Raw genomic sequence first — 20,936 nt, forward strand, 5'->3', positions numbered from 1 at the left:
TGTTTTCTCGTAGGAGTTAGAAATGAATGCTGTTGCCGAAATGCCAGCCCCTATCATTTTCACTGATAGCGCTGCTGATAAGGTCGCCCAACTGATCGAAGAAGAAGGCAATCCGGACCTGAAACTGCGCGTATTCGTGCAGGGTGGCGGCTGCTCTGGCTTCCAGTATGGTTTCACCTTCGATGAAATCGTCAACGAAGACGACACCACCATGGTCAAGAACGGCGTCCAGCTGTTGATCGATTCGATGAGCTACCAGTACCTGGTTGGCGCGGAAATCGACTACAAGGACGACCTGGAAGGCGCCCAATTCGTGATCAAGAACCCAAGCGCAACCTCGACCTGCGGCTGCGGTTCCTCGTTCTCGGTCTAAGCTGTTCCAGCTTTGCCCATGACGGCGGCCTTGTGCCGCCGTTTTTATTTGGTGAACATCTCGACCAGACTGTGCGGCGACTGCTCGCCGTAGAGGATGCCGTGCAGTTCCTCGGCCTCGGCGGCCGCCTGCGCGCTGCGTGGGAATAATTCCCCTTCATACGTTGTGAGCGCCGCCTCGATGTCGCCAGGGTGGGCGACGATGGCCTTGGCCAGCTCGGCGCCGTCGAACATGGCCAGGTTGGCGCCTTCGCCAGATGGCGCCATCAGATGCGCGGCGTCGCCCACCAGCGTGACGCCCGGCACGCGCTGCCAGCGATGGTTCGAAGGCAGCGCGTGGATCATGCGCACCACCGGCGCCGTGTCGCTGGCGGTGATGAGGGCGGTCAGCGCCGGCGCCCAGCCTTCGAATTCCCCGACGACGTCGCCTTCGGCAAACCACTCCTGCGGCTTGGTCAGCGCCACATAGGCGTGCAGCACGCCAGCTGGCTCGCGGTGCGCCAGGATGCCTTTGCCGGGCGCCACAGCAAACAGCGCGCCGCCGCCCACCGCTGTCGCGCTGGCCGGATGACGCCGGTCGCTGTCGTGCAGCCAGGTCTCGACCAGGGAAATGCCCGCATACGCAGGCTTGGCATTGGACAGGAGAGGGCGCACCTTGGACCAGGCGCCGTCCGCACCCACCAGCAGGCCGCAGGTGACCGTCGCGCCGTCGGTGAAGGTCAGTTCGTGGCGGCCATCGCCGAGCGGGACGGCTTGCGCCAGTTTGCGGTTCCATTGCACCGCGTCCGCCAGCAGCGATTCCAGCAGGATGCGCCGCAACTCGCCGCGCTGCACCTCGGGCCGGCCGCCGCTGCCGTAGTCCGGATCTTCGAACAACACCTTGCCGTCCTGGTCGAGTACGCGCGTGGCCTGGCCGCCGGGATGGATCAGCGCCACGAATTCCTCGTACAGATTGGCCGCTTTCAGCGCCAGTTGCCCGTTGTGGTCGTGAATATCGAGCATGCCGCCCTGCGCGCGGGCGTTGGGAGAGGTCTCCGCCTCGTAGACGGTGGCCGCAATGCCATGCACGTGCAGCACGCGCGCCAGCGTCAGCCCGCCAAGTCCTGCGCCGATGATCGCAATATTCATGTGATTCCTGTGGTTAAAACAATAATGGAACAATGTTCCATAAGAATTTTGCGGCAGCCGGTCAGTTATGTCAAGATAGCGCCCATGGTAAAAAACACACCGCGCCGCGAGGATGCGCTGACGCGTGAGCGCATTATTGAAGAAGCGATTGCGCTGCTGGACAGCAGCGGAGAGACTGGCCTGACATTTCGCGCACTGGCCGAGCGGCTCGCCACCGGCGCCGGTGCGCTTTACTGGCACATCGCCAACAAGAACGATCTGGTGACAGCTGCTTGCGACGCCATCGTGGCCCGCAGCCTGGGCGTGCAGCAGGCGGACGCGTCGCCGCAGGACATCATCCGCGTCGTGGCGCTGGAATTGTTTGATGCGATCGACGCGCATCCATGGGTAGGTCCGGCGCTGACGCGCGCGCCGTGGCAGACGCCGTTGGTGAGGATACTTGAGCGGCTAGGCCAGCAGATCCGCGCCCTCGGCATTCCGCAGGCCGAACAATTCGCCGCCGTTTCCGCGCTGCTGGGCTACATCCTCGGCGTCAGCGTGCAGAACGCAGCCAATGCGCAGACCGGCAAGCAGCTGGGTGGTGACCGCGACGCCATTCTGGGGCAGGTGGCCGGCGCCTGGTCACAGCTCGATGCGGACGCCTATCCGTTCACCCGCAGCATCGCCACGCAGTTACGCGAGCATGATGACCGCGTGGATTTCCTGGCCGGCGTCGACCTGATCCTGCGCGGCCTTCAGCGCGGGTAGAGCGCACCCAGCACGCGCTCGCCCTGTGCGCCGGTCACGGCCGGCAGGTTGCCCGCCAGGCGTTCGGTGAAGCGGTAACCGAGCCAGGCGAACGCCAGCGGCTCCACGCAGTTGGGCGCAACGCCCAGCGCCTGCGTGGACGCCACCATCACCTGATTGCCCAGTTCCTTGCCCAGGGCTTCCATCAGCACGCTGTTGTAGGCGCCGCCGCCGCAGATGTAGACCGCGTCCGCAGCGCTGCCGTAGGCCTTGATGGCGTCCGCCAGCGTGACGGCGGTGTATTGCGTCAGCGTGCGCTGCACGTCTTCCGGCGCGGCTACCGCGTGCGCGGCCAGGCGCGCGTCCAGCCATTCCAGGTGGAACAGGTCGCGGCCGGTGCTTTTCGGCGCAGGCTGCGCCAGATACGGCTCCTTCAGCAGTTCCGCCAGCAGCTCGGGAATGATCTGGCCGGTCGCGGCCCAGGCGCCGTCGGCGTCGTATTCCTGCTGGCGGTGGCGGTGGATCCAGCCGTCCATCAGCACGTTGCCTGGGCCGGTGTCGAAGCCGACCACGCGGCCATCGCCGCTCAACACGCTGATGTTGGCGATGCCGCCGATATTCGCCACCACGCGCGTCTGTCCTTCCTGATTGAACAAAGCCTGGTGGAAGGCCGGCACCAGCGGCGCACCCTGGCCGCCGGCGGCCACATCGCGGCTGCGGAAATCCGCGATCACGTCGATGCCGCATAGTTCTGCCAGCAGGGCGGGGTTGTTGGTCTGGCGCGTGAAGCCCAGTTCGGGGCGGTGGCGGATGGTCTGGCCATGCACGGCCACAGCGCGGATCTCCTGCGGCGTGCGGCCTGTGGTGCGCAGCAGCTCGGCCACGCATTGCGCATAGTGCTGCGCCAGCTGGTTGGCGGCCAGCGCCTCGCGCTCGATCTCGTTGTGGCCGGCGGCCTGCAAGGCCATCAGGTCGGCGCGCAGCGAAGGCGGGAAGCTGATGTAGGCCGCGCCGAGGGTGGTGGTGGCGTCGCCGTCAAACTGCGCCAATGCGCCGTCTACGCCGTCCAGGCTGGTGCCGGACATTAAGCCGATATACAAAGTCATACGTGCCCTCGTGATGTGTGGGGTGTCGCACAGAGAAAGCGACCTCAAGAGCGCATCATAATAAAAAAACAGGCCGACTAAGCGGCCTGTTTTGTAGAGAGTTTATTTCGACGCGACTGACGCCATACGGGTATTCCCGCCGGCTCCTGCTGGCCGCAGCAAAGCGAAGCGGTGGGTCATATCGTTGGCGTAGACCTTGAAGCGGCCCATTTCGGCGGCGGTCAGCGGCGCTTGTGCTTGCACGTTCATCTTGCTTGGGTCCTTGGCTTCGCCAGCCACGCGGAACTCGTAGTGCAAGTGCGCGCCGGTCGACCAGCCGGTGGTGCCGACGTAGCCTATCACATCGCCCTGGCTGACCTTGGCGCCTTTTTTGATGCCCGTGCCGAAGCGGCTCATGTGGGCGTAGGCGGTGGTGTAGTTGTTCCAGTGCTTGATGACGACGAAATTGCCGTAGCCGTTCTGGGTGCCGGCGAAGTCGATGGTGCCGTCGCCCGCCGCGCGAATCGGGGTGCCGGTCGGCGCCGGGAAGTCGATACCTTTGTGCTGTTTCCACTGGCCGGAAATCGGATGCACGCGCATCGAGAAACCGGACGAAATACGCGAGAATTCCACCGGCGATTTCAGGAAGGCTTTTTTCAGCGATTTGCCGTCGAAGCTGTAGTAGCCGCCGCCTTGCTTGCTCTGCGGATCTTCAAACCATACCGATTGATAAGTCGTGCCCTTGTTGGTCAGTTCGCCTGCCAGCACACGGCCCGCACGTACAAACTCTCCATCCTGCCAGAACGTTTCGTAGACCACGTTGAAGCTGTCGCCGCGTTTCAGGTCGCCGCGGAAGTCGACGTTGGTCGAGAACATCTCGATGATCTGCTTGACGATGTTGTCCGGCAGCTTGGCGCCGTCTTCGCTGGAGTCGGTTGCAGCGTACAAGGTCGAGGTGATGTTACGGGCATGCATTTCCACGCGGCGTTCCAGCTTGGCTGGTTCGGCGATGGCGACAAAGCCTTCGCCCTGGCGGGTAATCTTGATGTTGGTGACCGGATCGTCCTTGCCGTCGACCACGGTGGCGCGCAGCCACTGCAGGTTGCCTTCGTCGTCGGTCTGCGCTTGCACGCGCTTGCCGGTCTTCAGCTGCATGACGCCTTTCGCGACTTTATCTTTTTTGATAAAGTTCTCGGCCTTGTCGTCGTCCACACCCAGACGTGTCAGCAACGTTGCCAGGGTATCGCCAGCGCGGATTTTTTCCTCGTGGACGAAGTGGGCGTTAGAAGATTGTTGTTCCAGAGTGTTGATCTGCGTGCTCAGGTCCGGTGCAACCACGGCTTCCTGTACAGTTTTCACCGGCAGATCGGACGCGTCAGGCGCGAGCGGAGCCACGCCGGCGGCGCCAAAAGCAACAACTGCAAGTGACAATGCAGACGCGCTGATGATGCGCGCCTTGCGCGTAGAACCTAGCAGACTGAACAAGCGTGAGCTTGTGAATTTATGTATTTGGTTCATGCAATCAGTTAAAATTTGCCGCTTGAACTATTCAGGAACGTTTTATTTCTTCTAATTATGTGTTTTGTTAGTTTTCATGCGGCAAGATTGATGGATCGAGGATTATAACAAACTCCTGAAGCTGACTACCTTTTTCTGAAAAATACGCTTAAATAAATTATGACTACTCCTTCTTCGATACCGCCGGCTCCCTCTAAAGCGTTGCCATTGTCCGACAACGTACAAGAGGCCCTCGCCATCACCAAACGCGGTGTCGACGAGTTGCTGATTGAAAGCGAGTTCGCCCAAAAGCTGGCGCGCTCCGAACAAAGCGGCGTTCCGCTGCGCATCAAGTTGGGCCTGGACCCCACCGCGCCGGACCTGCACCTGGGCCACACCGTGGTGCTGAACAAGATGCGCCAGCTGCAAGACCTCGGCCACCAGGTGATCTTCCTGATCGGCGACTTCACGTCGATGATCGGCGACCCGTCCGGCCGCAACGCCACCCGTCCGCCGCTGACCAAGGAACAGGTCGAGCAGAACGCGATGACTTACTTCAAGCAAGCCTCGCTGGTGCTGGATCCGGCCAAGACCGAAATCCGCTACAACTCCGAATGGTGCGACCCGCTGGGCGCGCGCGGCATGATCCAGCTGGCCTCCCGCTACACCGTGGCGCGCATGATGGAGCGCGACGATTTCACCAAACGCTTTAAAAATGGCACGCCGATCGCCGTGCACGAATTCCTGTACCCGCTGATGCAGGGTTACGACTCGGTGGCGCTGAAGTCCGACCTGGAACTGGGCGGCACCGACCAGAAATTCAATCTGCTGGTTGGCCGCGAACTGCAAAAGGACTACGGCCAGGAACCTCAGTGTATTTTGACCATGCCGCTGCTGGAAGGTTTGGACGGCGTTGAAAAAATGTCCAAGTCGAAGAACAACTACATCGGCATCACCGAGCCGGGCAATACCATGTTCGCCAAGATCATGAGCATTTCCGACGACATGATGTGGAAGTACTTCAATCTGCTGTCGTTCCGTTCGATCGCCGATGTGGCGGCCTTGAAGGCGGAAGTGGCAGGCGGCAAGAACCCGCGCGACGCCAAAGTGGCGATCGCCCAGGAAATCGTGGCGCGCTTCCACTCGCAGCAGGCGGCGGAAGATGCGCTGGCCGACTTCGTCAACCGCTCGAAAGGCGGCATCCCGGACGACGTGCCGGAAGTGTCGCTGAGCGGCGCGCCGCTGGGCATCCCGCAACTGCTGAAGGCGGCCGGCCTGTGCCCATCGACGTCGGAAGCGATGCGCATGATCGACCAGGGCGGCGTGCGCCTGGACGGCACGGTGCTGAGCGACAAGGCGCTGAAGATTGACGCCGGCACTTTCGTGCTGCAAGTCGGCAAGCGCAAGTTCGCCCGCGTGACGCTGAGCGCATGATCGCCCTGCTGCAACGCGTGAGCAGCGCCAGCGTGGTGGTGGAGGGCGCCACCATCGGCGCCATCGACGCCGGCCTGATGGTGCTGGTCTGCGCCGAGCGCAACGATACGGAAAAGGATGCCGACACGCTGCTGGCGAAGCTGCTCGGTTACCGCGTGTTCGCCGACGATGCCGGCAAGATGAACCGCAGTGTCACCGATACCCAGGGCGGCCTGCTGCTGGTGCCGCAGTTCACGCTGGCGGCGGACACCAAGTCCGGCACCCGGCCGTCGTTCACGCCGGCGGCCGCGCCGGCCGACGGTCTGCGTCTGTTCAGCTATTTTGTCGAACAGGCGCGCTTGAAACATGTCAAAGTGGAAACGGGCCAGTTTGGCGCCGACATGAAAGTGTCGCTGACCAACGATGGCCCGGTCACCTTCTGGCTGCAAACCAACGCCAAGTAAATGAAGCTGACCAGCGACACCTTTCGCAACCGCGCCGCCATTCCGGCGGCGTGTGCCTTTGTGGCCGGCGGCAACCGCAATCCGCAGTTGCGCTGGAGCGAGGTGCCTGCCGGCGTGGCGTCGCTGGTGGTGCTGTGCATGCTGGGCGATGCGCCGGACGGCGATGTATTCCACTGGAGCGCGGTGGATATTCCGCCGTCGCAGACGGCAATTGCCGAAGGCGGCAGCGGTGTGCTGAGGCAGGGCCTGAACGACTTCGGCGAGGTCGGGTATCATGGCCCCTTGCCGGTGCGGAATGAAACGCACCATTATATTTTTCGCATCTACGCGCTCGACGTGGCGCGGCTGGAACTGCCGGCGCGCTTCAGCTGTGCCGATGTATTGAACGCCATGTATGGCCATATCGTCGACGAAGCACAGCTGATCGGCACTTATACACACATATGACTGACACCACCATTCTGCTGATCCGCCATGGCGAGACGGCCTGGAACGCCGTGCGCCGCCTGCAAGGCCACATCGATATCCCGCTCAACGAAGAGGGCGAACGCCAGGCTGCCGCGCTGGCGCGCGCGCTGTCCGCCGAAAAGATCGACGCCGTGGTCTCCAGCGACCTGCAACGCGCCATGCAGACCGCGCAGGCGGTGGCCGCGCAGCATGCCGGCATCATGCTGCAAACCGACGCCCAGCTGCGCGAGCGTGCCTACGGCGTGTTCGAAGGCATGTTGTACCAGGACATCCAGGACGAATACCCGGCCGACTTCACGCTGTGGCAGGCGCGCGATATCGACGCCGTGATGCCGCACGGCGAGCGCATGGCGGAAAGCTTCCGCCAGTTTTTCGACCGCGTCATCGGCGCGCTGCGCCAGGTGGCGGCGCAGCATCCGGGCCAGACGGTGGCCGTGGTCGCCCATGGCGGCGTGCTGGAATGCGCCTACCGCGAGGCGCGCGGCATCCAGCTCGACAGTCCGCGCGACTTCCAGGTCAAGAACGCCAGCGTCAACCGCTTCACTGTCGAGGGCGGCAAGTTGGTGCTCACTAGCTGGGGCGAGGTGGACCACCTTGCACCGGCTGCCATGGACGACGTCATCTAAGCGGCGTTTATAAAGTCAAGACTGCACATTTGCCGAATTCATAAAAAATAGTGCTTATTATTTGAGCAGGGCTTCGGTTAAAATAGAAGGTTCCTTCTCCCGACATTCAGGTATCGTCAGTGCAAATCGGCCCTCATTTACTGCGCAACAACGTTTTTGTCGCTCCCATGGCGGGGGTGACGGATCGTCCTTTCCGCCAGCTGTGCAAGGAGCTGGGCGCGGGTTATGCGGTGTCTGAAATGGCGGCCTCCAATCCGCGCCTGTGGGCCACGGAAAAGAGTTCGCGCCGCACCGACCACACCGGCGAGATGGAGCCGAAGGCGGTGCAGATCGCCGGCGCCGACCCGCAGGATCTGGCCGATTGCGCCCGCTTCAACGTCGAGCGCGGCGCGCAGATCATCGATATCAACATGGGCTGCCCGGTCAAGAAGGTGTGCAACGCCTGGTGCGGCTCGGCCCTGTTGCAGGACGAAGAGCTGGTCAAGCGCATCGTCGATGCGGTGGTGGGCGCGGTCGACGTGCCGGTCACGCTGAAATTCCGCACCGGCTGGGACCGCGAGAACAAGAACGCGCTGAACATCGCGCGCATCGCCGAGGACGCCGGTATCGCCATGCTGACCCTGCATGGCCGCACCCGCGCCGACGGCTACAAGGGTGACGCCGAGTACGACACCATTGCCGCCGTCAAGAAATCGGTTTCAATTCCAGTCGTGGCCAACGGCGACATCACGTCGCCGGAAAAAGCCAGATTCGTGCTGGACTACACCGGCGCCGACGCCGTCATGGTGGGCCGCGCCGCGCAGGGCCGTCCGTGGATTTTCCGCGAGATCGACCATTACCTGCGCACCGGCAAGCATCTGCCGGCGCCGTATGTCGACGAAGTGCGCGCGCTGATGGATGAGCACCTGCGCGGCCACTACGCCTTCTACGGCGATTATCTCGGTGTGCGCACGGCGCGCAAGCACATCGGCTGGTATGTGCGCGACCTCCAGGGCGGCGAAGAGTTCCGGCAGAAAATGAACCTGCTGGAATCCGTCGAAGAACAGTTGCTTGCCGTAGACCAATTCTTTGAATCCCAGTGGACCTACGGCGAACGGTTACAATACCGCCTCGCTGAAGATTTGCAGGCAGCCTGAACGGCTCCGAGAGTATAAAAAAGTCACATCATCAGAAGGGTAAACGTTTCCAGTCACAAGCCGGATCGATTTACCAGCGTCAACAGATTAATTAGCCGAACGACAAGAAAATGAGCAAAGAAAGTATCCAGGAAGTAGTCCAGAAAAGTCTCGAAGAATACTTCGCCGACCTGGGCGAGCAACAGGCATCGAACATCTACGACATGGTTGTGCTGACCGTTGAAAAACCGATACTGGAAGTGGTCATGACCCGTGCCGACGGCAATCAGTCGCACGCCGCGCAGATGCTGGGCATCAACCGCAATACCTTGCGCAAGAAATTACAGGAACACGGCCTGCTGTAAAAGCGCCCGTTCTATCCGGCATGAAGTGGCTGGGGACAGCCGCTGTTGCTGACCGAATATTTAACCACCTCGCCTTTCATCGCCATGATTAAACAAGCTCTCATCTCCGTCTCCGACAAAACCGGTGTGCTGGACTTCGCCCGCGCGCTGTCCGCCATGGGCGTCAACATCCTGTCGACCGGCGGCACCGCCAAACTGCTGGCCGATAACGGCGTCGCCGTGACCGAAGTTGCCGACTACACCGGTTTCCCGGAGATGCTCGATGGCCGCGTGAAAACGCTGCATCCGAAAGTCCACGGCGGCATCCTGGCCCGCCGCGATTTCCCGGAGCACGTGGCCAAGCTGGAAGAGCACAATATTCCAACCATCGACATGGTGGTGGTCAACCTGTACCCGTTCCAGGCCACTGTGGCCAAGGACACCTGCACGCTGGACGACGCCATCGAGAACATCGACATCGGCGGTCCGGCCATGCTGCGTTCGGCTGCCAAGAACCACAAGGACGTGGTGGTGATCTGCGATCCATCCGACTACGGCGTGGTGCTGGCGGAAATGAAGACCACCGACAATGCGCCTGGCTATGTCAGCTACGACACCCGTTTCACCCTGGCCACCAAGGTCTACGCGCACACCGCGCAGTACGACGGCGCCATCGCCAACTACCTGACCAGCCTGGACGCGACGCGCGCCCACGGCAGCCGCAGCGCCTATCCGAAGACGCTGAACGTGGCGTTTGAAAAAGTGCAGGACATGCGCTACGGCGAAAATCCGCACCAGTCCGCCGCGTTCTACCGCGACGTGACCAAGACCGAAGGCGCGCTGGCCAACTACAAGCAGCTGCAAGGCAAGGAACTGTCGTTCAACAACATCGCTGACGCCGATGCGGCGTGGGAATGCGTGAAGAGCATGGGCGGCTTCGACCAGTCGGCGGCCTGCGTGATCGTCAAGCATGCCAATCCGTGCGGCGTGGCGCTGGGCGCGAATGCGGCCGATGCGTACAAGCGCGCGCTGCAAACCGATCCGACTTCGGCGTTCGGCGGCATCATCGCCTTCAACGTGGAAGTCGATGGCGTGGCGGCGACCGAGCTGGCCAAGCTGTTTGTCGAGGTGCTGATCGCGCCGTCGTTCACCGCTGAAGCCAAGCAGATCCTGTCGGCCAAGCAGAACGTGCGCCTGCTGGAAATCCCGCTGGGCAATGGCGTCAACGCGATGGACTTCAAGCGCGTCGGCGGCGGCCTGCTGGTGCAGTCGGCCGATTCGAAAAACGTGATGCTGGCCGATGTCAAAGTGGTCAGCAAGAAGCAGCCTACGCAGCAGGAACTGCAGGACATGATGTTTGCATGGCGCGTGGCGAAGTACGTGAAATCGAACGCGATCGTCTTCTGCGGCAATAACATGACGCTGGGCGTTGGTGCCGGCCAGATGAGCCGTATCGACTCGGCACGCATCGCTTCGATCAAGGCGCAGAACGCCGGCCTGTCGCTGGCGGGTTCGGTCGTGGCGTCGGATGCCTTCTTCCCGTTCCGCGATGGTCTGGACGTGGTGGTCGATGCGGGCGCGACCTGCGTGATCCATCCGGGCGGCTCGATGCGCGACCAGGAAGTGATCGACGCAGCCGATGAGCGCGGCGTGGTCATGGTCTATACCGGCACCCGTCATTTCCGCCACTAATCTCTCGTCGCTCCCGCGCAGGCGGGAGCCCATACTCAGCATGGATTCCCGCGTGCGCGGGAATGACGGCTGCTTGCTTGCACTTGCTTTAGTGCATACAATCCGTAAATGATAATTCTCGGCATCGACCCAGGCTTGCGGACTACCGGCTTTGGCGTCATCCACAAGCAGGGCGCCAAGTTGCGCTACATCGCCTCCGGCACCATCAAGAGCGGCGAGGGCGACCTGCCGACGCGGCTCAAGGTGATCCTGGACGGCGTGGCCGAAGTGGCGCGCGTCTACCAGCCGGAGTGCGCGGCCATCGAACAGGTGTTCGTCAACGTCAATCCGCAATCGACTTTGCTGCTGGGCCAGGCGCGCGGTGCGGCGATCTGCGCGCTGGTGTCGGCCGAACTGAGCGTGGCCGAGTATTCGCCGACGCAGGTCAAGCAGGCCGTGGTCGGCACCGGACGCGCCGTGAAAGCGCAGGTGCAGGACATGGTGGCGCGCCTGCTGTCGCTGCCGGGCCTGCCGGGCACCGATGCCGCCGATGCGCTGGGCGTCGCCATCTGCCACGCCCACAGCCGCGAAACGCTGACCTTGATCGCTGGCGCCGGCGCCGGTTCCGGCGCCGCCAGCGGCCCGCTGGCGGGCTTGCGCATGCGTCGCGGCCGCCTGGTCGGCTAACTTTTCCCCAATTTAAGGTTAAACACGATGATCGGTCGTCTCTCCGGTATTTTGCTTGAAAAAAATCCGCCGCAATTGCTGGTGGACGTGGGCGGCGTCGGCTACGAAGTCGATGTGCCGATGAGCACCTTCTACAACCTGCCCGGCGTGGGCGAGAAGGTGGTGCTGTTCACGCATCAGGCGATCCGCGAGGATGCGCATCTGCTGTTTGGTTTCGGCAATGCTGAAGAGCGCGCGGTGTTTCGCCAGCTGATCAAGATCACCGGCGTTGGCGCGCGCACCGCGCTGTCCATCCTGTCCGGCATGTCGATCGCTGACCTGGCGCAGGCGGTGACGCTGCAGGAGTCGGGCCGCCTGGTCAAAGTGCCGGGCATCGGCAAGAAGACCGCCGAGCGCCTGCTGCTGGAGTTGAAAGGCAAGCTGGGCGCGGACATCGGCGCCGGCGGCGCGCACGCCGTGCCGGATTCGCAATCCGACATCCTCAACGCGCTGCTGGCGCTGGGCTACTCCGACAAGGAGGCCCTGCTGGCGCTCAAAACCGTCCCCGCCGGCAGCGGCGTCTCCGACGGCATCAAGCAAGCCCTCAAAGCGCTGTCCAAAGGCTGATCCGCCTCAAACGCATCCCCTGCGCCTCCGCCTAAGCTCGATCAACGAGCCAAGCGGAGCCGCCACCATGCCGCAAGCAACACGCTATCCCTGGGACCACTTCCCGCCGGTCTACATTCACGCTTCCGAAAGCGCAGTGCAGACGCATCATGCCTACGCCGCAGCGAAAGCCGGGGAGAGCCTGGCCGCCATGAAACTCGTCGCCGATGCGATGTCACCGCAAATCGTGGAGCGACTGTGGAGGCGTTTTGATGGCCAATCGCCCGTGTTAATCAACGTTCATGTAAAGCCTGTGGCAGGCGCGAACGCGATACCTAGCGCATTGGCGCGTGCGCTGTCGGCCTCGCTCGGATGACCCAACGAACGTCGAGTCATCAAATCAAACAATGTGAGTCACAGCGGCGCGACCGGTTATGAAAGACTGCGGCGTCAGGTGGTATTCTCTGGGCGCGTTGCGCTCGGCCTGAATTATCTTTTGGTAGATGATTTCGTTAGCCACGGCGGAACTCTTGCTAATTTACGTGGTCATATCCTTGCACAGAACGGCTACGTGAGTGGCGCTACGGTTTTAGCAGGACAGGATTACTCGGCAGAGTTGGCGCTTTCCGATGCAAAACTGGCGGAATTACGGAGGCAGCATGGACACATCGAATATTGGTGGCGGCAGCGGTTCGGCTTCGGATTCGAATCCCTCACCGCGTCAGAAGCCCGATTTCTCAGCCGCGCTCGAACGGCTGAGGGGATCTGTGAGAGCTTGGGAACAGTTGCTCGCTGAAGGCAAAGTTCAGCCGCTGGTCTTGACATCAGTTCCTGCGCCTGATCCCGAGGGCAATCCGGATCGGATGTACTCGGAGCGAGCCTTGCGGCAACTCAGGATTAACAACTGGCGGCTGGATAGATATTACACGCGCATCCTGCAAACCCCGCCCAAACTCGACTAGGCCATTCGCCGAGGCAGGGTAAAATGCTGGGATGAGCATCCAGACCGACAACTTTACCGAACAGCGCATCATCGATGCCGCCCCGTCCTCGCCCAACGAAGAGGCGATCGAGCGCGCGTTGCGCCCCAAGCATCTCGATGAATACGTCGGGCAGTCCAAGATCCGTGACCAGCTGGAAATCTTCATCTCCGCCGCCCGCAAGCGGAAGGAAGCGCTCGACCACACGCTGCTGTTCGGCCCGCCAGGCCTGGGTAAAACCACGCTGGCCAACATCATCGCGCGCGAGATGGGCGTCAACCTGCGCCAGACCTCCGGCCCGGTGCTGGAACGCCCCGGCGACCTGGCCGCCATCCTGACCAACCTGGAAGCCAACGACGTCCTGTTCATCGACGAAATCCACCGCCTGTCGCCGGTAGTCGAAGAGATCCTGTACCCGGCGCTGGAGGACTACCAGATCGACATCATGATCGGCGAAGGCCCGGCGGCCCGCTCGGTCAAGCTGGACCTGCAACCGTTCACGCTGGTCGGCGCCACCACCCGCGCCGGCATGCTGACCAATCCGCTGCGCGACCGCTTCGGCATTGTCGCCCGCCTGGAGTTCTACAACACCAGCGAACTGACGCAGATCGTCACCCGCAGCGCCGCGCTGCTGAAAGCCGTCATCGATCCGGAAGGCGCCCATGAAATCGCCCGCCGCGCGCGCGGCACGCCGCGTATCGCCAACCGCCTGCTGCGCCGCGTGCGCGACTACGCCGAAGTAAAGAGCAATGGCGAAATCACCAAGGCCGTCGCCGACGCCGCGCTGGTCATGCTCGACGTCGACACCGTCGGCTTCGACGTGATGGACCGCAAGCTGCTCGAAGCGGTGCTGTACAAATTCGGCGGCGGCCCGGTGGGCATCGGCAACCTGGCGGCGGCCATCGGCGAAGCGGCCGATACGATCGAAGACGTGCTGGAACCGTACCTGATCCAGCAAGGCTTCCTGCAGCGCACGCCACGCGGCCGCGTCGCCACGCCGGCGGCCTACAAACACTTCGGCGTGACGCCGCCGCGCATCAGCCCCAACGGCGAATTGTGGAGCGATCTGTAATGCAGATCTGGGTCGACGCCGACGCCTGTCCCGCCGTCATCAAGGAAATCCTCTACCGCGTGGCCGACCGCATGCAGATGCAGGTCACGCTGGTGGCCAACCAGCTGCTGCGCGTGCCGCCGTCGCGCTTCATCCGCTCGGTGCAGGTGCCGTCCGGCGCCGACGTGGCCGACCAGGAAATCGTGCGGTTGCTGGAGCCTGGCGACCTGGTCGTCACCGGCGACATCCCGCTGGCGTCGGACGTGCTGAAGAAGGGCGGCTACGCGCTCAACCCGCGCGGCGAGTTCTACACCAACGACAACATCGCGCAGATGCTGACCATGCGCGCCTTCATGGACGAGCTGCGCGGCAGCGGCGTCGACACCGGCGGCCCGGCCGCCTTCAGCCAGTCGGACCGGCAGAGCTTCGCCAACAGCCTGGACCGCCACCTGGCCAAGCGCAAGCGCAGCAGCCATGGATGAACTGCGCGCCATCTCGACCTTTATCCGGGCTGCCGAATTGGGCAGCTTCAACAAGGTCGCCGAAGCGCAGGGCACCACGCCGCAAGCCGTCAGCAAGACCATCCGCCAGTTCGAGCAGCACCTCGGCGTGCGGCTGTTCCACCGCACCACGCGCAACAGTTCGCTGACCGAGGAAGGCCAGCGCCTGCTGGAATCGATCAAGCCCAGCATGGACGGCGTGGTCGGTGCGCTGGCCCGCGCCCGCAGCGCCGCGCGCGAGGACGAGGGCACGATACGCGTGGCCGCCTCCGGCTCGATGGGTCGCCGCATCCTGATGCCCTTGCTGGCCGAGTTCCAGCTGACCTATCCCGGCATTCAGATCGATCTGATCCAGGAAGACGGCTTCAGCGACCTGGTCCACGACCGCATCGACGTTGGCTTCCGTGGCGGCAATGCGCCCGATGCGCAGATCGTCAGCCGCCGTTTGTTCGCGGTGCAGCAGATCGTCTGCGCTTCGCCGGATTACCTGAAGCGGCACGGCGTGCCGCGCACCTTGCAGGATTTGCAGTCGCATCGCTGTACCGCCTACCGCCAGCCCGGCAGCGGCCGCCCGATGGCCTGGGAATTCGAGATCGACGGCGACACCGTGTTCCACCACGTGCAGCCTGTCCTGCTCAGCAACGATCCGGACACCGAGATGCACGCTGTGCTGGCCGGCATCGGTATCGGCCAGATCGACAGCATCAACGCCACCGCCGCCATCCGCGCCGGCCTGCTGAAACCGCTGCTGACCGGGTATGTCAGCGAGCGCATGGGCTTTTACCTGTACTTCCCGCAGCGGGCGGACATGCCGGCCCGCGTGCGCCGCTTCGTCGATTTCATTGTCGAGCGTCTGCTCAACAGCCAGGAATTTTGCATCAACTTTAAGTTGCCGCTGTAACGGCATATAGCTACTACTTTGGTTGTGCTGGCACGTCTATAGTTCACCTGTCTTTCAACCCAACAGGAGAACTACCATGAACAATCGCGTTGCTGTCATTACCGGTGCTTTGAGCGGCATCGGCCTTTCCACCGCCAAACTGCTGGCCGCACGCGGCGCCAAAGTCGCCTTGCTGGCGCGCCGCAAGGAAGTGCTGGACCAGGCTGTCAATGAAATCCGCGCCGCCGGCGGTGAAGCGCTGGCGCTGGCGGTCGATGTCACCGACCAGGCGTCGGTCGATGCCGCTGCTGCCGCGGTGGAGAGCGCTTACGGTCCGGCCAACCTGGTCTTCAACAATGCCGGCGTGATGCTGCCGGGCGCCATCGAAGCGCGTGAAACCGCTGCGTGGGAACACCAAATAGATTTGAACGTGACCGGCGTGATGCGCGTGATCTCGGCTTTTGTCCCGCAACTGGTCAAGAGCGCGGAACAGGGCGCCACGGTGGACCTGATCAACACCTCGTCGATCGCCGCGCAGAACATCTATCCATACTTCGCGGTCTACAGTGGCACCAAGGCTTACGTCAGCCACCTGAGCCGCCACCTGCGCGCGGAACTGGGACCGAAGGACATCCGCGTATCGCTGATCGAGCCGGGCATCACCGAGACCGAACTGCAAGGTCACTGGACCTTCCAGGGCGCCAAGGACTGGTTTGCCGGCGCGGCGCAGAGCATGGAATTCCTGCAGCCGCAGGACGTGGCCGAAGTCGTCGCTTTCCTGGCCGCCCAGCCTAAGCACGTGAATCTGCAGCAGGTCGTCGTCATGCCGACCAAGCAGGCCACGTAATCACTTCTTCTCGATGCGCATGGTGGGGACGAAGCGGGTAAGGTAGATGGTCACGCCGGCGCCGATGAGCACGACCAGGAGGCGCACCCACAGGTGGTCGGTGCGCCAGATCGAATAGCTCATCGATCCCCACATGAAGATCAGCACCCAGATCTTGCCGCGCAGCGGTATGCCGCGGCCGTTTTCATAATCGCGCAGATACTTGCCGAAGACGCGGTTGGTTTGCAGCCAGTTGTGCAGTCGCGGCGAGGCGCGGGCGAAGCAGGCGGAGGCCAATAGCAGGAAGGGCGTGGTCGGCAGCAACGGCAGAAAGATGCCGAGCACGCCCAGTATCACCGCCAGCACACCTATGGTGTTGAGAATTATTTTCATTTAGCCAAATCGTATCACCTTGGGTTAGACTATGACAAAAATGATAGCGCTAACTTCAATGGAGGAGACGATGAAGAAAATCCTGCTGGCCGTCCTGGCCGGTGTCGTGATGATGTCCAGTGCCCGGGCCGACACGCAGTACAAGATCCTGGTGTTGGCCATGCCGAGCAAGTACCACTATGAATACATCCCGGTGGCGCGCGACAGTTTTGAAAAGCTCGGCAAGCTGCATGCGTTCGAAATGACCTACACCAACAAGCCGGAAGTCTTCGATGGCGACCTGAGCCAATACGCCGCCGTGATGTTCCTGAACACGCCGCCGGAAGAGCTGAACGAGGCGCGCCGCAAGAAGTTCGAGGACTACATGAAAGCCGGCGGCAACGCCATGCTGGTGCACCGCTCGCTGATCATTCCGCCGAACACCTGGCCGTGGTTTGAAAAGCTGATTGGCCGCCACGTCGGCACGCACCCGATGCTGCAAACCGGCGTGGCCGACGTGGTCGACAAAAAATTCCCGGCCGCCTTCGGCCTGCCGGACCACTGGATCTGGAGCGATGAATGGTATGTGTTCGACGATCCGTACAAGATCAGGATCAATCCGGTGCTGAACGTCGACGAGAGCAGCTACGACCCGACCAAGATCTGGCCGGGGCAGGTGTCGCACGGCATGGGCAAGGACCATCCGGTGAGCTGGTATCACTACGTCGACAAGAGCCGCGTATTCGTCACGGCGCTGGGGCATGACGGCAATATGTACAAGGACCCGCAATACCTGGCGCACCTGATGGGTGGCATCTGGTGGACCGCCACCGGCAAGGGCGTCAAGCCGTAATTACTCCTGGCGCACCCAGGTCTGCGAGCGGCCCAGCATCGGTACGCCGATGTAGCCGCGCACGCTGAGTTTCTTGCCGCCGTCGGTCAGGTGCATCTTGCTCTTGTAGACCTTGCCGTTGTTCGGGTCGAGGATTTCGCCGCCGGCATATTCATCGCCGTCTTTCTTCAGGCCGGACAGGATGGTCATGCCGAGGATGGGCTGGTCCTTGCGGGCGTCGTCGCATTTTTCGCATTTCGGCGACGGGTCTTCGTTCGGCTCGCGGAACAGTTGTTCGATCTTGCCTTGCAGAACACCGTTGTTTTCGGTGATGCGGATCAGCGCCTTCGGCTTGCCGCTGACGTCGTCGATGTTTTTCCACAGGCCGACTGGCGAGCTGCTGTCGGCAAAGGCCGGCGAGATCGACAGTACGGCTGTGGCGATGAAGGCGATGAATTTCATGGAGGTCTCCTATGGTTGTTGTGTGCCAATGATGGCACACACAGGAGCACTCCGATTAGAGGGCTTCGTCGGTTTTCTAGCCTCCGGTGATCTGGTTGGCGGCCTGCACCAGGCGGGCTTTTTCATCGAGGCGGAAGCGGGCGTAAGCCAGATTGTCCTCCAGCGTCGACGTCATGCCGGCGTCCAGATGCGCCTTGATCCACTCCGACATCTTATCCAGCGGCACGCTGCTCCAGTAGACGCCCGGCGTGCTCTTGGCCAGCACGTTCGGACGGTTGCCCGGATTCGATGCGGTCAGCCGGTCGACATTGGTGGTGAAGGTCTGCCACGACAGTTGCGGATTGGCGTCGTTCAGGCCGAACACCAGTCCCAGCCGCAGCACTTCGGCCTGCGCCGGAATCTCCGGCGACAGCGCGATGGCCGCCGCCTGCGCCGCCAGTTGCGGATCGCGCACGCGCATCAGGATCGGATAATAGCGGCGCACCTCGGTTTCATTGGCGGCGCCCTTGGCCACCGCGTGCAACTGCTCGAAGGTGGCGGCGTCGGCGTTCTGCGCGACGATGGTCAGGATCATGCCCTGCTCGTCGGGCGTGATGCTCTGGCGGTCCTTCAGGAAGGCGGCAAAGCGCTGCCGCGCCTGCGCCACGATTTCCTGATCGCCCCAGGCGCCGAGCCGGCCGATGATGCTGCGGCGCAGGCGCTGCACGCCGGCGGTCTCGTCGGCCGCAGGCTGCCAGCCCAGGCGCGTCGCCACCGGTTTCAGCAGCTTGCTGGCGTAGGCCAGGTAGGCCGCATGGCCGGGCGTGCCGCGCTCGGCCTGTTCCACCGTCGATAGCGCTTCAATGATCTGGTTCCAGGCCCGCTCGTTGGGATCGTCGCCCATGGCGGCCACCAGCGACAGGTAGGAAGCCAGCGGCTGCGTGCCCTGTTCCACCTGTGCCCACTGGTCGTCCAGCAGCGCGATGCGGTCGCCGGCCGGCAGGCTGCGGAACTGCTGGGCATTGGTGTGCAGCGTGGCGTCGTCGTAGGCGGTGCGGAAGAAGCCGTCGGCGCCGGCGTTGATGCTCAGCGCCTGGTCGCAGCGGCCGGCCGCCACGCGTTGTCCCGGTTCGGTGAACAGCAGCGATTGCGGCTGGGCGTCGGCGCCGATGCGCAGGCGCAGCGGCACGTTCCAGTGCTGATGTGCCGTGTCGCTGCCTTGCAGCAGGAAGCGTTGCTGCGTCAGCTGGATGGTGCGCGCGCCGGCGGCGTCACAGGTGGCCGCCACCGAGACGATCGGGAAGCCGGGCTGGTTGATCCACAGATGCGCCAGTGCGCCGATATCGCTGCCGCTGGCCTTGCTCAAGGCGTTCCACAGATCGACGCTGGTGGCGTTGGAATAGGCGCGGTCCTTCATGTAGGCGCGGATGCCGGTGCGGAAGGTGTCCGGGCCGATATACGCTTCCAGCATGCGCAACACCGCCTGGCCCTTGTTGTAGATGATCAGGCCGTCGGCGCCGTTCTCCGGCGCCAGTTCGTCGATGACCGGGTTGTGCACCGGTTTCGAATCGATGCGGGCGTCGACGCGCATGGCCGCTTCCTTGCCGCCGTCTTCCTGCTCGCGCACATGCCAGGTCGGATTGCGCATCTCGGTTTCCTTGGCGGTGAGCCAGGAAGCAAAGCTTTCGTTGAGCCAGATGTCATCCCACCAGCCCATGGTCACCAGGTCGCCGAACCACTGGTGCGCCATCTCGTGCGCCTCGATGCTGAACACCAGCTGGCGGTTGTCGATGGTGGAGGCCGGCGTCAGTAATAAAGTCTGGTCGTTGTAAGTGATCGCGCCCCAGTTTTCCATCGCGCCCTGGAAGCCGCCCGGCACGGCGATGGCGTCCAGCTTCGGCAGCGGGAACGGGTGGTCGAAATATTCGTTGTAATCGAGCAGGATCTGGCGCGCATTGCTCAGCGCTACGGCGCCGTTCTGTTCCTGGCCGCGCACCGCCCACACATTGATGTCGGTGTTGCCGGCCTTGGTGCTGATGCTGGCCATGTCGCCGCTGGTGAGCTCGATCAGGTAGGACGGCATCTTCGGCGAGCGCGCGAAGCTGGTGGTGGCGGTGTCGCCTTTCACCGTGCGTTTGGTCACCGGCATGTTGGAGATCGACACCCACTTGGCCGGCGTGGTGGTGGTCAGCTGGAAGGTCGAGCGGAACGCCGGCTCATCCCAGCACGGGAACATGCGGCGCGCATCGGTGGCTTCGAACTGGGTCGACAGCAGGATGTCCTTGCTGCCATCCGGTTTGACGAAAGGCTGGGCGAACAGGCCGCGCGGGCCGGTCTCGATCTTGGCGGTGTAGGCCAGCGTCAGCGTGTGGTTGCCGGGCGCGGCCGGCTTGGGCAGGGTGACGGACACGATCTGGCGCTTGGCGTCGATCACCGTGCTCTTGACCGGCTTGCCGTCAAAGCGCACCTGCTGGAAGCGCATGTCGATGGCGTTGAACTGGATGGTGGCGCTGGCTTCACGGAACAGCAACTCGACGGTTTCCTTGCCGCGCAAGGTGCGTTTGTCCACGTCGGGCACGATGCTGACGTCGTAGTTGACGGGGATGACATTCTTCGGCAAATGCCCCGGCGCCTGGTCGAAGGAGAACGGGGCTTGCTGCGGCGCGGGCGCGGCCGATGCGGCATTCAACAGCAGCGCGGCGGCGCTGGCAAGCAGGGTACGGGGCAAAAGCAAACTGTGCATGACGAAGACATCTCCTGAAGGCGCGTGAAGTAAATCCGACTAAATCTATGCCGGAAATATCGCTATCGTCAACCGTTGTTGCAGAGTTTGTGTTTGATGCGTGCAGATTCACTAAACACAACGATGCTTG

General features: G+C 62.7%; 24 protein-coding genes. 18 read left to right on the forward strand and 6 right to left on the reverse strand.

Annotation, left to right across the window (positions count from 1 at the left end; genetic code table 11):
* Window positions 1-22 precede the first annotated feature (22 nt).
* Complete coding sequence (gene erpA / locus GJ695_RS14080) at window positions 23-373, forward strand: iron-sulfur cluster insertion protein ErpA (RefSeq protein ID WP_154356679.1); 351 nt, start codon at window positions 23-25, stop codon at window positions 371-373.
* A gap of 44 nt (window positions 374-417) precedes the next feature.
* Here the strand turns inward: erpA and GJ695_RS14085 are convergent, their stop codons facing one another.
* Window positions 418-1,500 (reverse strand): FAD-dependent oxidoreductase, encoded by a 1,083-nt coding sequence (locus tag GJ695_RS14085; RefSeq protein WP_154365724.1) that lies wholly within the window; start codon window positions 1,498-1,500, stop codon window positions 418-420.
* Between the two features lie 84 nt (window positions 1,501-1,584).
* On the opposite strand from GJ695_RS14085, the gene GJ695_RS14090 reads away from it, so the two are divergent.
* On the forward strand, window positions 1,585-2,247 hold the full coding sequence (locus GJ695_RS14090; RefSeq protein ID WP_154365726.1) for a TetR/AcrR family transcriptional regulator: 663 nt from the start codon (window positions 1,585-1,587) through the stop codon (window positions 2,245-2,247).
* On the opposite strand, the gene GJ695_RS14095 is transcribed toward GJ695_RS14090, so the two are convergent.
* Window positions 2,235-3,332: an anhydro-N-acetylmuramic acid kinase gene (locus tag GJ695_RS14095; RefSeq protein WP_154365728.1), complete on the reverse strand. Its 1,098-nt coding sequence runs from the start codon at window positions 3,330-3,332 to the stop codon at window positions 2,235-2,237. The two genes, GJ695_RS14090 and GJ695_RS14095, sit on opposite strands and share 13 nt — an antisense overlap.
* Window positions 3,333-3,434: 102 nt before the next feature.
* A complete protein-coding gene (locus tag GJ695_RS14100; RefSeq protein WP_154365730.1) occupies window positions 3,435-4,829 on the reverse strand; it encodes a M23 family metallopeptidase in 1,395 nt (464 codons plus the stop codon).
* Window positions 4,830-4,988: 159 nt separating this feature from the next.
* Between GJ695_RS14100 and tyrS the strand changes: the two genes are divergently transcribed.
* The 15 genes from tyrS to GJ695_RS14170 all read left to right on the forward strand — a co-directional run bounded on the left by tyrS (window position 4,989) and on the right by GJ695_RS14170 (window position 16,439).
* Entirely contained in the window at window positions 4,989-6,242 is a 1,254-nt protein-coding gene (gene tyrS / locus GJ695_RS14105) for a tyrosine--tRNA ligase (protein ID WP_154365732.1), read from the forward strand.
* Window positions 6,239-6,685 (forward strand): D-aminoacyl-tRNA deacylase, encoded by a 447-nt coding sequence (gene dtd, locus GJ695_RS14110; protein ID WP_154365734.1) that lies wholly within the window; start codon window positions 6,239-6,241, stop codon window positions 6,683-6,685. The genes tyrS and dtd overlap by 4 nt, the downstream gene beginning before the upstream one ends.
* The gene (locus GJ695_RS14115; RefSeq protein WP_154365736.1) at window positions 6,686-7,132 is read left to right on the forward strand and encodes a YbhB/YbcL family Raf kinase inhibitor-like protein; all 447 of its coding nucleotides are present in this window, start codon (window positions 6,686-6,688) and stop codon (window positions 7,130-7,132) included. It abuts the gene before it with no gap.
* Window positions 7,129-7,779 (forward strand): histidine phosphatase family protein, encoded by a 651-nt coding sequence (locus GJ695_RS14120; protein WP_154365738.1) that lies wholly within the window; start codon window positions 7,129-7,131, stop codon window positions 7,777-7,779. Before GJ695_RS14115 ends, GJ695_RS14120 begins: the two co-directional genes overlap by 4 nt.
* Before the next feature lie 119 nt (window positions 7,780-7,898).
* Window positions 7,899-8,915 carry a tRNA dihydrouridine synthase DusB gene (dusB, locus tag GJ695_RS14125; protein WP_166455219.1) on the forward strand — a complete coding sequence of 339 codons (1,017 nt, stop codon included), beginning with the start codon at window positions 7,899-7,901 and terminating at the stop codon, window positions 8,913-8,915.
* A 110-nt stretch (window positions 8,916-9,025) separates the two neighbouring features.
* Window positions 9,026-9,259 (forward strand): helix-turn-helix domain-containing protein, encoded by a 234-nt coding sequence (locus GJ695_RS14130; protein WP_072788986.1) that lies wholly within the window; start codon window positions 9,026-9,028, stop codon window positions 9,257-9,259.
* Between the two features lie 84 nt (window positions 9,260-9,343).
* Window positions 9,344-10,930, forward strand: coding sequence for a bifunctional phosphoribosylaminoimidazolecarboxamide formyltransferase/IMP cyclohydrolase (gene purH, locus GJ695_RS14135; RefSeq protein ID WP_154365739.1), 1,587 nt, complete (start codon window positions 9,344-9,346; stop codon window positions 10,928-10,930).
* 108 nt (window positions 10,931-11,038) lie between these two features.
* A complete protein-coding gene (ruvC, locus tag GJ695_RS14140) occupies window positions 11,039-11,596 on the forward strand; it encodes a crossover junction endodeoxyribonuclease RuvC (RefSeq protein WP_154365740.1) in 558 nt (185 codons plus the stop codon).
* A 27-nt stretch (window positions 11,597-11,623) separates the two neighbouring features.
* Entirely contained in the window at window positions 11,624-12,202 is a 579-nt protein-coding gene (gene ruvA, locus GJ695_RS14145; protein WP_154356668.1) for a Holliday junction branch migration protein RuvA, read from the forward strand.
* A gap of 67 nt (window positions 12,203-12,269) precedes the next feature.
* The gene (locus GJ695_RS30110; RefSeq protein WP_229260526.1) at window positions 12,270-12,557 is read left to right on the forward strand and encodes a hypothetical protein; all 288 of its coding nucleotides are present in this window, start codon (window positions 12,270-12,272) and stop codon (window positions 12,555-12,557) included.
* Window positions 12,558-12,840: 283 nt separating this feature from the next.
* Window positions 12,841-13,143 (forward strand): hypothetical protein, encoded by a 303-nt coding sequence (locus GJ695_RS30115; RefSeq protein WP_229260527.1) that lies wholly within the window; start codon window positions 12,841-12,843, stop codon window positions 13,141-13,143.
* A gap of 31 nt (window positions 13,144-13,174) precedes the next feature.
* Window positions 13,175-14,233, forward strand: a complete 1,059-nt coding sequence (gene ruvB, locus GJ695_RS14155) for a Holliday junction branch migration DNA helicase RuvB (protein WP_154365741.1) — start codon at window positions 13,175-13,177, stop codon at window positions 14,231-14,233.
* On the forward strand, window positions 14,233-14,694 hold the full coding sequence (locus tag GJ695_RS14160; protein WP_154365742.1) for a YaiI/YqxD family protein: 462 nt from the start codon (window positions 14,233-14,235) through the stop codon (window positions 14,692-14,694). Before ruvB ends, GJ695_RS14160 begins: the two co-directional genes overlap by 1 nt.
* Entirely contained in the window at window positions 14,687-15,613 is a 927-nt protein-coding gene (locus GJ695_RS14165; RefSeq protein WP_154365743.1) for a LysR family transcriptional regulator, read from the forward strand. The genes GJ695_RS14160 and GJ695_RS14165 overlap by 8 nt, the downstream gene beginning before the upstream one ends.
* Window positions 15,614-15,689: 76 nt before the next feature.
* A complete protein-coding gene (locus tag GJ695_RS14170) occupies window positions 15,690-16,439 on the forward strand; it encodes an SDR family oxidoreductase (protein ID WP_154365744.1) in 750 nt (249 codons plus the stop codon).
* Here GJ695_RS14170 and GJ695_RS14175 read toward each other — a convergent pair whose 3' ends face one another.
* Entirely contained in the window at window positions 16,440-16,811 is a 372-nt protein-coding gene (locus GJ695_RS14175) for a YbaN family protein (RefSeq protein WP_154365745.1), read from the reverse strand.
* Window positions 16,812-16,881: 70 nt separating this feature from the next.
* Here GJ695_RS14175 and GJ695_RS14180 point away from each other — a divergent pair, with 70 nt between their 5' ends.
* Window positions 16,882-17,643, forward strand: a complete 762-nt coding sequence (locus tag GJ695_RS14180; RefSeq protein ID WP_154365746.1) for a ThuA domain-containing protein — start codon at window positions 16,882-16,884, stop codon at window positions 17,641-17,643.
* On the opposite strand, the gene GJ695_RS14185 is transcribed toward GJ695_RS14180, so the two are convergent.
* Window positions 17,644-18,084 carry a DUF2147 domain-containing protein gene (locus tag GJ695_RS14185; RefSeq protein ID WP_154356661.1) on the reverse strand — a complete coding sequence of 147 codons (441 nt, stop codon included), beginning with the start codon at window positions 18,082-18,084 and terminating at the stop codon, window positions 17,644-17,646.
* Window positions 18,085-18,160: 76 nt separating this feature from the next.
* Window positions 18,161-20,806, reverse strand: coding sequence for a M1 family metallopeptidase (locus tag GJ695_RS14190; RefSeq protein ID WP_154365747.1), 2,646 nt, complete (start codon window positions 20,804-20,806; stop codon window positions 18,161-18,163).
* Between the last annotated feature and the right edge of the window lie 130 nt (window positions 20,807-20,936).

Origin of the sequence: Duganella alba (assembly GCF_009674495.1) — a bacterium.
Classification (GTDB): Bacteria; Pseudomonadota; Gammaproteobacteria; order Burkholderiales; family Burkholderiaceae_D; genus Rugamonas; species Rugamonas alba.